Here is a 15428-nt window from a genome sequence, read left to right on the forward strand (position 1 = left end):
TTTTTTTGTTATATATTTAACAGACACATTTATCGCGTGTCCCGACATCCTTCTTATATTCGTATGTTCAATAATGCAGAAATGCAGATTTAATTTTATATGAAGAAAATATTTTTTATCCTTTCCGTGCTTTCTTCCGGAGTTCTTTTTTCGCAGTCTGATTCACAAGACAAAAATGAACTTACATTTGCCACCTACAATGTAAGTATGGAATCTGATAATTATTCTCCCAAAGGTGCAATGGGGAAATCGGAGCAGATATTAATTTATCAGCTTAATTCAGGACATAATACTCAAATCAGAAATATTGCCCAAATTATTCAGACGGTTAGACCAGACGTTATTTTGCTAAACGAATTTGATTATATTAAAGACCCTGAACTTGGTGTAAAGGCGTTTATAAAGAATTATTTGAATGTGAGTCAAGGTGGAGCAGCGGCTATCGATTATCCTTATTACTATTATTCAACAGTGAATACTGGTCAGCCAAGCCCTTATGATTTGAACAATGATGGAAAGTTGGATAATTTTGGAAATGATGCATGGGCATTTGGCATGTATCCTGGGCAATACGGGATGATGCTTCTATCTAAATATCCTATTGATGTTAATGCGGTTCGCACTTTTCAACATTTTAAATGGAAAGATATGCCAGGAGCATTGCTCACGAAAAAAGCAGATGGAACGGATTGGTATAGTAAGAAAGCATGGAAGGAATTTCCATTATCTTCAAAATCTCACTGGGATGTTCCTGTGCAGATTGGCAATGAAACGGTTCATGTTTTAGTCAGCCACCCAACTCCTCCTACTTTTGATGGTGCTGAAGATCGCAATGGTAAAAGAAATCATGATGAAATTAGATTCTGGAAAGACTATATTTCAGACAATTCGGCTTCATATATTTATGATGATAAAGGTGTAAAAGGCGGTTTGTCTCCAAATTCTCGATTTGTCATCATGGGTGATCAAAATGCTTCGCCAGTTGAGGGTGATGCTATGAGAGAAGGTATAAAATCTTTAATAGACAGTCCAAAAATTAATAGTGACTTTACACCTGCGAGTAAAGGTGGTGCTGAATTTAGTCCTGAAAATCCTTTTGGAATTAATCATACTGCTTTTTGGAGAATGCGCGCTGATTATGTATTGCCATCCAGACTTGGATTTAAGTTTGTCAACAGTGGAGTGTTCTGGCCCGCAAAAGGTGAGCCAATGTCAGAATTAGTTGAAAAACGCGAATCAAGTTCAGATCATCGCTTGGTTTGGGTAAAGGTGATTTTGGAATAAATAACTTTTTCTTTCGATTTTTCGAAAAAAATATAGAGTATAAAAAAACCTTGGTTGTCGCCAAGGTTTTTTGTTTTTCTATATCTCTTCAGATTGCTCTGCTCTTCATTGTCTCGTAAATGGAGGTAAAAGCTGGCTTGAAACTTCTCCAAAACCAATTCTTACTTCATTATTTTCACAGAAACCACGAATAATAACAGTATCGTTATCTTCAATAAATTTACGTTCACTTCCGTCATTTAGCTTAAGCGGATTTTTTCCTCCCCAAGTTAATTCTAGCATAGAACCAAAACTATCAGGAGTTGGTCCAGAAATAGTTCCAGAGCCCATCATATCACCAGAATTTACACGGCATCCGTTTGATGTGTGGTGTGTCAATTGCTGAGCCATAGACCAGTACATATACTTAAAGTTAGATTTTGAAATCACAGTTTCTTCCTGATCTTCTGGTTGTAAAGAAACTTCTAAATGAATATCAAAAGCTTTTTTACCTTTTGTCTGTAAATATGGAAGTGGCGACGGATCTTGTTTAGGACCTTTAGTTCTAAAAGGTTCCAAAGCATCCATAGTCACAATCCAAGGTGAAATTGAAGTAGCAAAGTTTTTAGCTAAGAATGGTCCAAGCGGCACATATTCCCATTTTTGAATGTCGCGAGCACTCCAGTCATTTAATAGAACCATTCCGAAAATATAATCTTCTGCTTCATAAGTAGAAATATTTTCGCCCATTACATTCACATCTGTCGTGATAAAAGCAGTTTCTAATTCGAAATCTACTAAACGAGAAGCTCCAAAAACAGGTGTGTCATGACCAGCCGGCAAAGTTTGTCCCATTGGTCTGTGAACTGGAATTCCAGAAGGAACAATTGTAGAGCTTCTTCCGTGGTATCCAACCGGAATATGAAGCCAGTTTGGCAATAAAGCATTTTCTGGATCACGGAACATTTTACCTACGTTGGTAGCATGTTCTCTGCTTGAATAAAAGTCCGTATAATCACCAATTAAAACTGGCAATTGCATTTCTACGTCTTCGATCTTAAATATAACAATATCGCGATGTTTTGTTGAATCTCTTAACTGCGGATTGGTCTCGTCGAAAATCTCAGCGATGCGATTTCGAACCAAACGCCATGTTTTTTTTCCATCAGAAATAAAATCATTTAGCGTATCCTGCATAAACATATCATCGGTTAATTCTATTCCCTCAAAATAATTTAATTGCTGCAAAGCCCCTAAATCTATGGCATAATCGCCAATTCTTGTTCCTACAGTAACGACATTTTCTTTGGTAAGAAATACACCGAAAGGAATATTCTGAATAGGGAAGTCGCTATTTTGTGGCACTTCTAACCATGATTTTCTATTGGTATCGTTGGCGGTTATTGGCATGTTTAATGTTAATTGTTTGTTGAAAAATTACATGTCAAATATATCATAATCTAGCTGTTTGGCAAACGTTTTTTTGTATTTTTGCGTGAAATTAACGAAAAACAAAAAAATGCAACGCGACGAACAAATTTTTGATCTTATCCAAGAGGAGAAAGAAAGACAAATTCACGGATTAGAGCTTATTGCTTCAGAGAATTTTGTAAGTGATGAAGTAATGGCAGCAGCAGGGTCTGTTTTAACAAATAAATATGCAGAGGGTTATCCTGGCAAAAGATACTACGGCGGTTGCGAAGTAGTTGATGTTATTGAGCAGATTGCTATTGACAGAGCTAAAGAATTATTTGGAGCTGAATATGCAAACGTACAGCCTCACTCAGGTTCTCAGGCAAATACATCTGTTTACCACGCTTGTTTAAATCCAGGTGATACTATTTTAGGTTTCGATTTATCTCACGGAGGTCACTTGACTCACGGTTCTCCAGTAAACTTCTCAGGGCGTCTATATCGTCCAGTATTCTACGGTGTAGATGCTGAAACTGGTCGTTTAGATTATGATAAAATTCAAGAAATTGCAACTAAAGAACAGCCAAAATTAATCATCGCTGGAGCTTCTGCTTATTCTCGTGATATGGATTTTGCTCGTTTCAGACAAATTGCTGACAGCGTAGGAGCGATCTTATTTGCTGATATTTCTCACCCAGCAGGTCTTATTGCAAAAGGATTAATGAACGATCCAATTCCACATTGCCATATTGTTTCTACAACAACTCACAAAACATTAAGAGGACCACGTGGAGGTTTGATTTTAATGGGGAAAGATTTCCCAAATCCACAAGGATTAAAAACTCCAAAAGGAGAAATCAGAATGATGTCTTCATTATTAGACTTAGCTGTTTTCCCAGGAAACCAAGGTGGACCTTTAATGCACATTATTGCTGCTAAAGCTGTAGCTTTTGGTGAAGCATTAAAAGATGATTTCTTTACTTATGCAATGCAATTAAAGAAAAATGCAAACGCAATGGCTGATGCTTTCGTAAAGAGAGGTTACAATATCATCTCTGGCGGAACTGATAACCACATGATGCTTATTGATTTAAGAAACAAAGGTATTTCTGGTAAAGAAGCTGAAAATGCATTAGTAAAAGCTGAAATTACAGTAAACAAAAACATGGTTCCATTTGACGATAAATCTCCATTTGTCACTTCTGGAATTCGTGTTGGAACAGCTGCAATCACAACTCGTGGTTTAGTTGAAAAAGATATGGAAACTATTGTAGCACTTATCGATAAAGTTTTATCTAACCATACAGATGAAGCTGTTATCGAAGAAGTTGCTGAACAAGTAAACGATATGATGAGCGAAAGACCAATTTTTGCTTATTAAAAATTAGTCAAAAGTCATAAAGTCGAAGGTCGAAAGTCTAAAAAAGGAATGTGAATTTCTATGTTTAGTTTTTTGATCTTCGATTTTTCTTTTAAAGTTTTCCAATGACTTTATGACTTTCGACTTTCAAACTTTAAGACTTAAAAAAAATGGGCGTATTAAGATTACAATTGCCAACCGACCCAAGATGGGTAAATATTGTTGAGAAAAACATCGAAGAAATCTTAACAGATCATGCTTGGTGCGAGCAGAAAGCAGCGACCAATGCCATTACAATTATCACAAACAATCCAGAACATCAGGATTTGGTTCAGGATTTATTGGCTTTAGTAAAAGAAGAAGTAGATCATTTTGAGCAAGTGCATAATATTATCATCAAAAGAGGACTAAAATTAGGACGTGAGCGTAAAGATGAATATGTAAACGAACTATACCAATATATGAAAAGAAGCGGTGATGGAAGTCGTGTTTCTGGTCTTGTAGAAAGACTTCTTTTCTCTGCTATGATTGAAGCTAGAAGCTGCGAACGTTTTAAAGTGCTTTCTGAAAATATTCAAGATGAAGAATTGGCTGTTTTCTACAGAGAATTAATGGAAAGCGAAGCGGGACATTACACAACTTTCATTACTTACGCTCGTAAATATGGAGTTGGAATTGATGTTGAAAAACGTTGGAGAGAATGGTTAGAATTTGAAGAATCTATCATTACCAATTACGGAAAAAACGAAACGATTCACGGGTAGTTTTTTTAGTGTTCAGTGGTCAGTTTTTTTAGTGTTCAGTTGCGACCGCAGTTTTTGGTTTTTTTCTTTGTAAAACTTTGTGAATCTTTGTGAAATTCTAAAAAAATCCGTTTTAATCAGCGTTTTCGCGATAGCGAATCAGTTTAATCAGTGTTACAATATATGCGTTTAGATTTAATCTAAAATCTACAATCTAAATTCTAAAATTCCTTACATTTGAGAGTAACCAAAATCTCGAACTATGAGAATAGAAATGGACCTGAAATTAGGATTTAAAGACGTAATGTTTAGACCTAAAAGATCAACGCTCAAAAGCAGATCTGAAGTTTCCTTAGAACAAAATTTTAAGTTTTTACACAGCACTGCAAGTTGGACAGGAATTCCGATTATGGCTGCCAATATGGATACTGTGGGAACTTTTGAAACAGCAAAGGTTTTGGCAAAAGAAAAGCTTTTTACTGCCATTCATAAACATTATTCTTTAGAAGAGTGGAATAACTTTCTAAAAAATGCAACTCCTGATTTCTACGATTATATTGCCGTAAGTACAGGAACTGGAAAAGAAGATTTTGACAAAATTGAAAAAATAATTACAGCAAATCCGTTACTTAAATTTATCTGTATTGATGTTGCAAATGGTTATTCAGAACATTTTGTTCAGTTTTTAAAGAAAACCCGTAAACAATATCCAGATAAAATAATTATCGCTGGAAATGTCGTTACTGGCGAAATGACCGAAGAACTGCTTTTGGCAGGAGCAGACATTGTAAAAGTCGGAATCGGACCTGGTTCTGTCTGTACAACTCGTGTTAAAACAGGTGTTGGTTATCCGCAATTATCTGCCATCATCGAATGTGCGGACGCAGCGCATGGTTTAGGCGGACATATTATAAGTGATGGTGGCTGTACAACTCCGGGAGATGTAGCGAAAGCTTTTGGTGCAGGAGCCGATTTTGTAATGTTGGGAGGAATGCTCGCAGGACACACAGAAAGTGGAGGTGAACTAATAGAAATCAAAGGAGAAAAATTCAAACAATTTTATGGAATGAGTTCAAAAACTGCAATGGACAAACATTCCGGCGGTGTTGCAGAATACAGAGCAAGCGAAGGAAAAACAGTTCAAGTTCCGTTTAAGGGTGATGTCATTCACACTGTTTTAGATATATTAGGCGGAATTAGAAGCACTTGCACTTATGTTGGAGCTTCAAGATTAAAAGAATTGACTAAACGAACGACTTTCATCCGCGTAAGCGAACAAGAAAACCAAGTTTTTACTAAATAAAAATATATTTCAAAATACATTATGATTAGCATTTCAGAAGCAGGGTTAGGTGATATTTCTACAATTCAGAAAATTACAAACATCACTTGGCCTATTACCTACGGTGAAATTTTATCTCAATCGCAATTAGATTATATGTTAGGTTTGTTTTATTCTGATGAGGCTTTAGCAAAGCAAATTGAGAATAAAGAGCAATTATTCTATCTCATTCTGGATTCTGAATCGACGATTGGCTTTATCGGAATTGAGCATCATTATAAAAATGAAGCCATTACGAAAATTCATAAAATCTACTTGTTACCAGAAACACAAGGAAAAGGTTATGGAAAAAAAGTATTTGATTTTATAGAAAAACTGGCTTTAGAAAACAATTCAAAACAATTGTCATTGAATGTAAACCGATTTAATACAGCATTAGATTTTTATAAAAAAATAGGTTTCGAAATTAAAGAAACCGTTGATATAGAAATTGGAAATGGGTATTTGATGGAGGATTATGTGATGGGGAAAGGTTTATAGCCATTTTATAATTAACAAATTTTAAAATCACAGTTTTTGTGATTTTTTTTATTTCAAAATAAATAGATAACTCTATCTATTTTTGTTTTATCTTTGTTAAAAAAAGAAAATGAAACAGAAAAGCAATGTAAAGGAACGAATACTAGATACAGCATCTCGTCTGTTTTATCATCAGGGGTTTAATAGTACAGGAATTAATCAAATTATTGCTGAGGCAGATATTGCTATTGGATCGCTTTATAAACATTATCAGTCTAAAAGTGATTTGTTGTATCATTATCTTGAACAGCAGGAAACAGAATATTTTGCCAATCTCGATGACTATTTGAAAGACGAGAAACAGCCCTTAAAAAAGCTTCTAAAATTAATAGATTACCGTATTAAAGTTCAGGAAGAATCAAATTGCTCTGGATGTCATTTCATTAAAGTGAATGCTGAAATTGGACGAGGAGATAAAAAAATAGAACAGTTTATTGTGGCTCATAAAGAACGTCAGCGGGACTATATAAAATCTTTAGTTGATGAAATTAGTACTGTAAAATCATTTTCAATAGAAAAAAAAGCACTTCAAAACAGCATTTTTTTAATGATAGAAGGAGCTGTGGTTTCAGCAAGTATAAACGGTAATACTAATGATTTAAAAGAAGTAAAAAAAACTATAAATCAGTTTTTCTGATTTTTTTTGATTAAAAATAGATAGACTACTCTATATAATATGAAAAATACAAAATATATTTCGCTTCTCATTTTGTTACTCGCACATTTGCTTACCATTTTGGATATATTTATTGTAAACGTTGCGATTCCGTCTATTCAACGTGGTCTTGATTCCAGTAATGGAAAAATCCAATTAGTTGTAGCTATGTATATGGTTGGGTTTGCTTCTTTTTTAATAATTGGCGGAAAAATAGGAGATTATTTTGGAAGAAAAAAAATCTTTATTCTAGGGCTGTTTTTGTTTATGGTTACTTCTGCGGGATGCGGGTTTGCTGCCACTACAAATCAGCTTATTGCTTTGAGGTTTTTTCAAGGTATAAGCGCAAGCTTAATGGCGCCACAAGTTTTATCTTATATTCAAATTCTTTTTGTTAGTCATAAGGAGCGCACTTATGCAATGGGCTGGTATGGAATTGCGATTGGAATTGGCACAATGCTGGGGCAGTTTTTAGGAGGTTCTCTTGTAGAACTCCAACCGTTTTTAATCGATCAATCATGGAGGTATATATTCCTTATCAATATTCCTATTTGTTTAATAGCGATTTTGCTGGCCATGCGTTATCTCAATCGATCGAGAGACAATTCTTCTTTGCAAATGGATTATTGGAGCGCATTTATATTATGCATAGGGCTTGCTTTACTGGTTTTTTCGATGGCTGTCGGATTAGAACAAAAAGATTTGGTTGCAATTACGCTGACAATTTCTATAGTATTTCTGATAGGTTTTATATTAAGACAGATCAAAAGAAAATTAAAGAAAAAAGAGCCATTATTGAACATGGAGCTTTTTACGCACAAGAATTTCAATATTGCGGTTTCGGCTTCAGCTCTTTTTATGCTGATGCTTGATGCTTACTTTTTTGTATTGGCAATTTTTCTGCAAGACGGTATTAGACTTTCTCCTATGCAAGCAGGATATTTTATTGTATTTCAAGGATGCGGTTTTATTTTAGCGTCATTTTTTACAGCTAGATTGGTGCTTCAGTATGGTAAAAATGTATTAATTTTTGGAGTGTTGCTTATTATGTTTTCTCTTATTTTTCAGCTAGTTTTTTTTTATTATCAATCAATCGATTACAAGGGATACTTTGCCATGTTTTTGCACGGTATTGGTGTAGCCATGGTTCTGCCTTCATTTGCTAATATTGCGCTGAAAGATTTACCTCAAAACAGAATTGGAAATGCATCAGGAGTTTATTCTACATTGCAGCAATTGTTTGGTGCATTGGGCATTACCTTAACAGGGGGTGTATTTTACTATTTTGCAAAAGGAAAAACAGATTATACAGATTTCTATAATGCTTTTTTCTATGGCACAGTAATTCATCTGTTTTGCTTAACAAGTGTATTGCTTATTTTATTTCTGTTGCCCAATTCTGTTCTTCCCGCAAAAACAGAAAAAGAATATTAAAAAAAACAATTATTACTAACTCACAATCAAATCATGCGTAAACAATAGCCCTTTCACTTCATTCAAAGAAAAAACTGCTTTCTTCAATTTAGTTTTAGAAGGATCGATTGTATAATTATAACTCGTTTTAAAATCGGCTTTATTAGCGATGGCTTTGTTGAATTCAGAACGGTATAAATCGCAATTATCGAAAATTACACCAGTTAAATCTGCCGCCATAAAATCTACAGCTATTAAACTGCAATTGGTAAACGGAGTTCCCTTTAGTTTTAAAGTATAAAACTTAGAAAAATCAAGAATGCAATCATTAAAACGAACTTCAAAAATTAGTTTATCGCACATAGCGAAATTCACTTCTTTAATTTCGCATCGATTAAAAGTAACGGTTCTCAATGCCACATAATTGATTTTTGCTTCGCTGAAAATACAGTCATTAAAAACACAATCAATGAAAGTAACGGCTAAAAACGTGCATGCAGAAAAGTTACAATTGTTAAAAACGCAAGATTCAAAGTCTTTAAAATTAAGATCATCTTTAGCGTAAACAATCGTATTGTATTCTTTATCAAGAAAATATTCGCTTTCTTTTTTCAACCTTTTTTTATAATTATTTGAAGGTGAAAAGGTAATGATTTACGATAAAATAATGGGAACAAATTATAAATGATTTTGATTTCATTCACATTTTTAATGCATAATTTGATGTAGCTTTACACTTATTTTTTAAGTCAAAACATATCAATTTTATTATATGGAACCAACAAGAAAAGAACATGATTTTCTGGGAGAATTAGAAATTCCGAATCATTTATACTACGGAATCCAGACTTTTAGAGCTGTAGAGAATTTCAACATTACAGGAATTCCGATTTCAAAAGAACCTTTATTTATCAAAGCTTTAGGATATGTAAAAAAGGCTGCTGCTTTAGCCAATAAAGATTGCGGCGCAATTGATTCTAAAATTGCCGAAGCAATCTGTTACGGAAGTGATCAGGTTATCGCGGGCAAATTTGATCAGGAATTTGTAAGCGATTTAATTCAGGGTGGAGCAGGAACTTCTGTCAATATGAATGCCAATGAAGTAATTGCTAATATCGGATTAGAATATTTAGGTCATAAAAAAGGAGAATACAATTTTCTGCATCCAAATAATCATGTAAACTGTTCTCAATCGACAAATGATGCTTATCCATCGGCTTTTAGAATTGCTTTGTATTTGAAAATGGAAAGCTTTATTAAAACTTTTGCTGGTTTAGAAGTTGCTTTCGCTAAAAAAGGAGAAGAGTTTAAAGAAGTCCTAAAAATGGGAAGAACGCAATTGCAAGATGCGGTTCCGATGACTTTAGGACAGGAATTTAAAGCTTACGCTACAACAATTGGAGAAGATATTCAGCGTTTAAAAAATGCTCAGGAATTGTTGTTAGAAATAAATATGGGAGCAACAGCCATTGGAACAAAAGTAAATGCTCCAGAAGGTTATCCAGAAATCTGCGTAAAATATTTGGCTGATGAGGTGGGAATTCCGCTGACACTTTCACCAGATTTAATTGAAGCAACGGTTGATACTGGCGCTTACGTTCAGATTATGGGAACTTTAAAACGTTCTGCGGTTAAGATTTCTAAAATCTGCAACGATTTACGTTTATTAAGTTCAGGACCAAGAACTGGTTTTAACGAAATCAATCTTCCGGCACGTCAGCCAGGTTCATCTATTATGCCAGGGAAAGTAAATCCGGTAATTCCAGAAGTGGTAAATCAGACTTGCTTTTATGTAATCGGTCAGGATTTAACGGTGACAATGGCGGCAGAAGCGGGACAATTGCAATTGAATGTAATGGAACCTGTAATTGCTTTTGCAATGTTTACTTCGTTGGATTATCTTTCAAATGCTATTCAGACTTTAATCGATAAATGTATTAACGGAATTACAGCTAATGTTGATCATTGCTATAATATGGTTATGAACAGCATCGGAATTGTAACGCAATTGAATCCGATTTTAGGTTACGAAGAAAGTGCGAGTATTGCTGGAGAAGCTTTAAAAACGGGTAAAAGTGTGCATCAGATTGCAGTTTTGGAAAGAAAGTTGATTACACAAGAAAAATGGGATGAAATTTATTCTTTAGAAAATTTAATTCACCCAAAATTTATTACCAAGTAATATTTGAGATGATATTCCTAAGCCGTCAAATTTATTTTTGACGGCTTTTTTTGTTAAAATAATTTTGAATTAATTAGTTTTAGTTTGTAAGATGTTGAAAATAAGACTTATATTTACAGTAAGATTAAGTCTTATTCCTAAAACTAAACTTTGTAAATGGTGATTTTTTTAAAAAATAATGCCTTTCAGTACAAGTATAAAATCTTAGGATTATTACTCTTTATTTCCTTCAATTTATTTGCTCAAGAGGAAAATCAGAATCCCGAAGTTCAAAATCCAAAAATTTGCCCTCCTAAAACAATATTAGAAATCTTCAAAAAAAAGGATTCTGTTTATGTTGTTAAACCCATAAAAAATAGCTTTTTCTTGATTATTCCCGCGATAGGTTCCCAGCCCGCAACAGGTTTCTTTTATGGTGCTGTGGCGCAATATACTTTCAAAGGAAAAGAAGCAACCGATAAATATTCAATAGCAAATGTTGGAATAACTTATACCACAAAAAAACAATGGCTGGTAAATGTCAAGAATAATATTTTGCTCAAAAACAACAAGATATTCTTGAGTGGAGATTACCGTTTGTATATTTTTTCGCAACCCAATTATGGTTTAGGAACAAATATTATTCCGCCTCGTCGCAATCAGGAGCCTGGTTTCAGCATTGATTCTATTGCTGAACCAATGGATTACAATTACTTTAAATTTCATCAGTCGGTTTCCTTTCAAGTTCGCCCAAATTTTTATGTTGGAGGAGGTCTAAATATCGATTGGTATTCAAGTATTGTCGATAAAGAACTTGACGTTGCAAATGGAAAACTTACGTATCATTATAATTATAATCAAAAATATGGATTCGATGAATCAGAATATTTTTTAAACGGTGTGAGTCTTAATTTGGTTTATGATTCTAGAGATAATCAAGTAAATGCAACACATGGATGGTTTGCTAATATAAATTACCGTTTTAATCCGGAAATATTTGACAATCAAGAAGTAAGTAATGTTTTATACGCCGAATACCGAAATTTTATTCCAGTTTCGCAAAAAGACAAAAGATATATTTTGGCGCTTTGGACTTACGGACAGTTTGTAACCAAAGGAAAAGTTCCGTATTTGAATTTGCCTGCAATTGGCTGGGATCAGCGAAGTCGAAGCGGAGAAGGATATACGCAGGGATTATTTAGAGGTACAAATTTGGTTTATTTGGCAAGCGAATTTAGATTTCCGATAACCTGCAATCAAATGCTGAGTGGTACCGTTTTTACAAATTTTGTAACCACAAGCAATCCAGATACTAATACCAAGCTTTTTGAATATGTACAACCAGCCTTTGGTTTCGGCCTTCGTGTTTTAATCGATAAAGCGACAAGAACTAATCTTATTGCAGATTACGCTTGGGGTAATAATTCTAAAGGATTTTACTTGAATGCTGGAGAGACTTTTTAATTTTAAAAATTGCAAGCTTTAAACGTAAAATAATATTAAAAAGCAGGCTATCGGGTCTGCTTTTTTTATTGTTCACAATAAAATCATAATTTGTAAAGTTGTTTAAAATTATTTTAAATAGTATTCTTATTTTTGTTGTATATACAAACTTCTTAATATGAAATTACTGATAGTCGAAGACGAGCCAAATCTATTATCGATTTTACGAAAAGGTTTTGCAGAAAATAATAATGAAGTGAGCGTAGCTATGGATGGAAAAACAGCTATGGAAATGATTCATAATTATACTTTCGATGTTGTAATTTTAGACGTAATGCTTCCTGATGTCAACGGAATTGAAATCTGCAGAAGACTTCGCGCCGAAAAAAATTTCGTGCCAATTTTACTTTTAACTGCCTTAGGAACTTCAGAAAACATTGTAACTGGACTTAATTCTGGTGCGGATGATTATTTGGTTAAACCTTTTAAATTTGGTGAATTAGACGCCAGAGTTAATGCTTTATATAGAAGATCACAGCAGGAAACAGAAAAAATAGACACCATCACAATTGCTGATTTAGAAATAAATGGACGTGCAAAAACAGTTAAAAGAAACGGAGAAAATATCGTTTTAACGGCCAAAGAATTTAAGCTTTTATATTATTTGGCTAAAAATACAGGTCGTATCGTTTCGCGCGATCAGATTTTAGATAATGTTTGGGATATTAATTTTGATATGAATACCAACGTTGTCGATGTATATATTACGTACTTAAGAAGAAAGATAGACAAGCCTTTTTCAACCAAACTGATTCATACTATGAAAGGTTTGGGTTATGTAATAAAACCATAATATGGACATTAGGAAAAAAATCACTTTCAATTATGTTGCTCTTTCTACCTTTAGCACTTCGCTATTGTGTATCATCGTGTTTTTTTTATTTAGAGAAAATAACCGATACCACTTCTTAAAGCGTTTAGATGATAGGGCCAAAATTGTAGCTTCAATTCATTTTCAAAAAGATCCAGAGAAAATTAAATATTATAAAAATCTTCAAAAAAATGGTCTTGAAGAATTGATAGAAGAAGAAGAGTATGTATTAAAAATTAACAGCCATAATAGTTTTGACTACAATACCAATCTGAATCTTCCTAATACTTTTTATACTAATATTTTAAGTACAGGGAAAGACTCTTACGAAAAAGACAATAAGTATTATTTAGGACAGATTTTTCAAGAAAACAATCAAAAATATATTGTAATTGTTGGCGCGAGAGACCGCAAAGGAAAAGATACAACGGTTTATATTGTCAAAATTATGCTTTTTGGCGGAATCGGATTTGTGATTCTAGCTTTTCTTTTAGGTCGATATTTAGCAAAACGTGTTATTAATCCCGTAGCAAGAATTACAAAAGAAGTAAAAAGAATTAGTGCTTCTAATCTGCACAATCGCCTTCCAGAAGTTAAAAACTCTGATGAAATTTCAGATTTGACCAATACTTTTAATAATATGCTGGATCGACTAGAAACTTCTTTTGAGATTCAGGCTAACTTTATTAACAATGCTTCTCACGAGTTAAAAACGCCAATTACAACCATTATTGCCGAGTCGGAGATTATGCTGCTAAAAGAGAGAGAAAAGCATGAATATGTAGAATCTTTGCAAAATATTTATAGTCAAGCTTCAAGATTAGGAAACTTGACAGAAAGCCTTCTTAAGCTGACCCAAACAGGATATGACGGACAAAAACAAGTTTCGGATATTGCCCGAATGGACGAATTGTTATTGGATGTAAAATCAGATTTAGATAAAATTTATCCAGATAATCGCGTAAGCATTAAACTTAATTTTGCTCCAGAAGATTCTAATCTGTTATTGTTGCCATGCAATAAACCGCTTTTAGAATTAGCAATCAATAATATTATTACCAATGGAGTAAAATATTCAGACAACAACGAAGTCTTTGTGAATCTTACGGCCAATAAAGAAATGATCAAAATTGCGATCAATGATATTGGAATCGGAATTCCGCCAGAAGATATTCCGCATTTATATGAACCTTTCTTTAGAGGTAAAATCGCTGCCAAATACATTGGTTATGGTTTAGGGCTGCCATTAGCGTCTAAAATCATAAGAATGCATGATGGTGAACTTCAAGTGCAATCTGAGCAGAATAAAGGAACAATCGTTACAATCATCTTTAAAAAAGGCAACATTAAAAAATCTAATGTTTAATTTTAGGAAATTCTAATTTTAGATTAATAACGGTCTAATTTGCCGAGAGTTATTTTGTAGGTATAAACTAAAAAAATATACTTATGAAAAATTTTCTTATACCTACAACTTTAAAAGATGATACTATTTCGGCTGTTAAATCTGCGGTAAATCAGTCTAAGAATACTGAGTCGGAAATTATTTTAGTATTAGTTTCAGAAGCCCCTGATACGTTTTCTTCTTCAGGTTTTTTGAGAGAAATGAAATCTGGACTTACCAAAAGCCAGGAAGAAGTTCTGGAAACTTGCCGTTATATTATAGAACATACTTCAAATATTAAGCTAAAAGTTCACAACCAATACGGACTTTCGGCACCAATTTTCAGGCGTCTTATCGAAGCTTTTTCTGTAAAGCTGATTATTCTCACTCATTCTTATAAACAGGAAACCAAAAGAATTCATCAGTATTTGGTGCAATTGGCGGGAAATCAAAAATGTCCTATTCTGCATCTCAGTACAGAAATCAATAAAGAGGTTTTCCATAAAGCATTGTATGTTGAAAATTCTAGTAAAAATATTCATGTAAAAGATGTGCAGGAATTTTTAAGCGCCAATTTCTCTTTTGAAATTGTAAGTCAGACAGCCAGTTTTGAAGATAACTACGAAAATGTTGCACCTTTTCTATCAGAAGCTATTTCAAAACATAACATTGACATGTTAGTGGAAACGCGCAAAGGCGAAAAAATCAAATTTAAAAAAGCCAAAAAAGAAAATATCAATGAAAAGCTAGGCCTTCCAGTTCTTTCATTGTACGAAGAGATGGTTTGAGACTAAGGTTCTCAGATTCTGAGGTTCTAAGGTACTTAGTTTTTTAATTTTTGGCCTTAGGATCTCAGAACCT

General features: G+C 33.7%; 14 protein-coding genes. 12 read left to right on the top strand and 2 right to left on the bottom strand.

Annotated features, from left to right (window positions below; genetic code table 11):
• Positions 1-99: 99 nt before the first annotated feature.
• Positions 100-1284 carry an endonuclease/exonuclease/phosphatase family protein gene (locus DMA14_RS04425; RefSeq protein ID WP_111423449.1) on the top strand — a complete coding sequence of 395 codons (1185 nt, stop codon included), beginning with the start codon at positions 100-102 and terminating at the stop codon, positions 1282-1284.
• 105 nt (positions 1285-1389) lie between these two features.
• On the opposite strand, the gene fahA is transcribed toward DMA14_RS04425, so the two are convergent.
• A complete protein-coding gene (fahA, locus tag DMA14_RS04430; protein WP_111423451.1) occupies positions 1390-2673 on the bottom strand; it encodes a fumarylacetoacetase in 1284 nt (427 codons plus the stop codon).
• A gap of 109 nt (positions 2674-2782) precedes the next feature.
• Between fahA and glyA the strand changes: the two genes are divergently transcribed.
• The 6 genes from glyA to DMA14_RS04460 all read left to right on the top strand — a co-directional run bounded on the left by glyA (position 2783) and on the right by DMA14_RS04460 (position 8729).
• Entirely contained in the window at positions 2783-4057 is a 1275-nt protein-coding gene (glyA, locus tag DMA14_RS04435) for a serine hydroxymethyltransferase (protein ID WP_111423453.1), read from the top strand.
• A 149-nt stretch (positions 4058-4206) separates the two neighbouring features.
• Entirely contained in the window at positions 4207-4800 is a 594-nt protein-coding gene (gene miaE, locus DMA14_RS04440; protein ID WP_111376884.1) for a tRNA-(ms[2]io[6]A)-hydroxylase, read from the top strand.
• Between the two features lie 241 nt (positions 4801-5041).
• The gene (locus tag DMA14_RS04445; protein ID WP_111423455.1) at positions 5042-6082 is read left to right on the top strand and encodes a GMP reductase; all 1041 of its coding nucleotides are present in this window, start codon (positions 5042-5044) and stop codon (positions 6080-6082) included.
• Between the two features lie 21 nt (positions 6083-6103).
• On the top strand, positions 6104-6601 hold the full coding sequence (locus tag DMA14_RS04450) for a GNAT family N-acetyltransferase (protein ID WP_111423457.1): 498 nt from the start codon (positions 6104-6106) through the stop codon (positions 6599-6601).
• A 109-nt stretch (positions 6602-6710) separates the two neighbouring features.
• Positions 6711-7277, top strand: coding sequence for a TetR/AcrR family transcriptional regulator (locus tag DMA14_RS04455; protein WP_111423459.1), 567 nt, complete (start codon positions 6711-6713; stop codon positions 7275-7277).
• 39 nt (positions 7278-7316) lie between these two features.
• Complete coding sequence (locus tag DMA14_RS04460; RefSeq protein ID WP_111423461.1) at positions 7317-8729, top strand: MFS transporter; 1413 nt, start codon at positions 7317-7319, stop codon at positions 8727-8729.
• A 15-nt stretch (positions 8730-8744) separates the two neighbouring features.
• On the opposite strand, the gene DMA14_RS04465 is transcribed toward DMA14_RS04460, so the two are convergent.
• Positions 8745-9323 (bottom strand): pentapeptide repeat-containing protein, encoded by a 579-nt coding sequence (locus DMA14_RS04465; RefSeq protein WP_111423463.1) that lies wholly within the window; start codon positions 9321-9323, stop codon positions 8745-8747.
• A gap of 157 nt (positions 9324-9480) precedes the next feature.
• On the opposite strand from DMA14_RS04465, the gene aspA reads away from it, so the two are divergent.
• The 5 genes from aspA to DMA14_RS04490 all read left to right on the top strand — a co-directional run bounded on the left by aspA (position 9481) and on the right by DMA14_RS04490 (position 15355).
• Positions 9481-10890, top strand: coding sequence for an aspartate ammonia-lyase (gene aspA, locus DMA14_RS04470; RefSeq protein WP_111376888.1), 1410 nt, complete (start codon positions 9481-9483; stop codon positions 10888-10890).
• Positions 10891-11046: 156 nt separating this feature from the next.
• Entirely contained in the window at positions 11047-12333 is a 1287-nt protein-coding gene (locus tag DMA14_RS04475) for a BamA/TamA family outer membrane protein (protein ID WP_111423464.1), read from the top strand.
• A 157-nt stretch (positions 12334-12490) separates the two neighbouring features.
• Complete coding sequence (locus DMA14_RS04480; RefSeq protein WP_111423466.1) at positions 12491-13165, top strand: response regulator transcription factor; 675 nt, start codon at positions 12491-12493, stop codon at positions 13163-13165.
• A gap of 1 nt (position 13166) precedes the next feature.
• Positions 13167-14549, top strand: coding sequence for a HAMP domain-containing sensor histidine kinase (locus tag DMA14_RS04485; RefSeq protein ID WP_111423468.1), 1383 nt, complete (start codon positions 13167-13169; stop codon positions 14547-14549).
• Positions 14550-14632: 83 nt separating this feature from the next.
• The gene (locus tag DMA14_RS04490; RefSeq protein ID WP_111423469.1) at positions 14633-15355 is read left to right on the top strand and encodes an adenine nucleotide alpha hydrolase family protein; all 723 of its coding nucleotides are present in this window, start codon (positions 14633-14635) and stop codon (positions 15353-15355) included.
• The last annotated feature ends 73 nt before the right edge of the window (positions 15356-15428 follow it).

Source organism: Flavobacterium sharifuzzamanii (genome assembly GCF_003254585.1).
GTDB classification, from domain to species: Bacteria; Bacteroidota; Bacteroidia; order Flavobacteriales; family Flavobacteriaceae; genus Flavobacterium; species Flavobacterium sharifuzzamanii.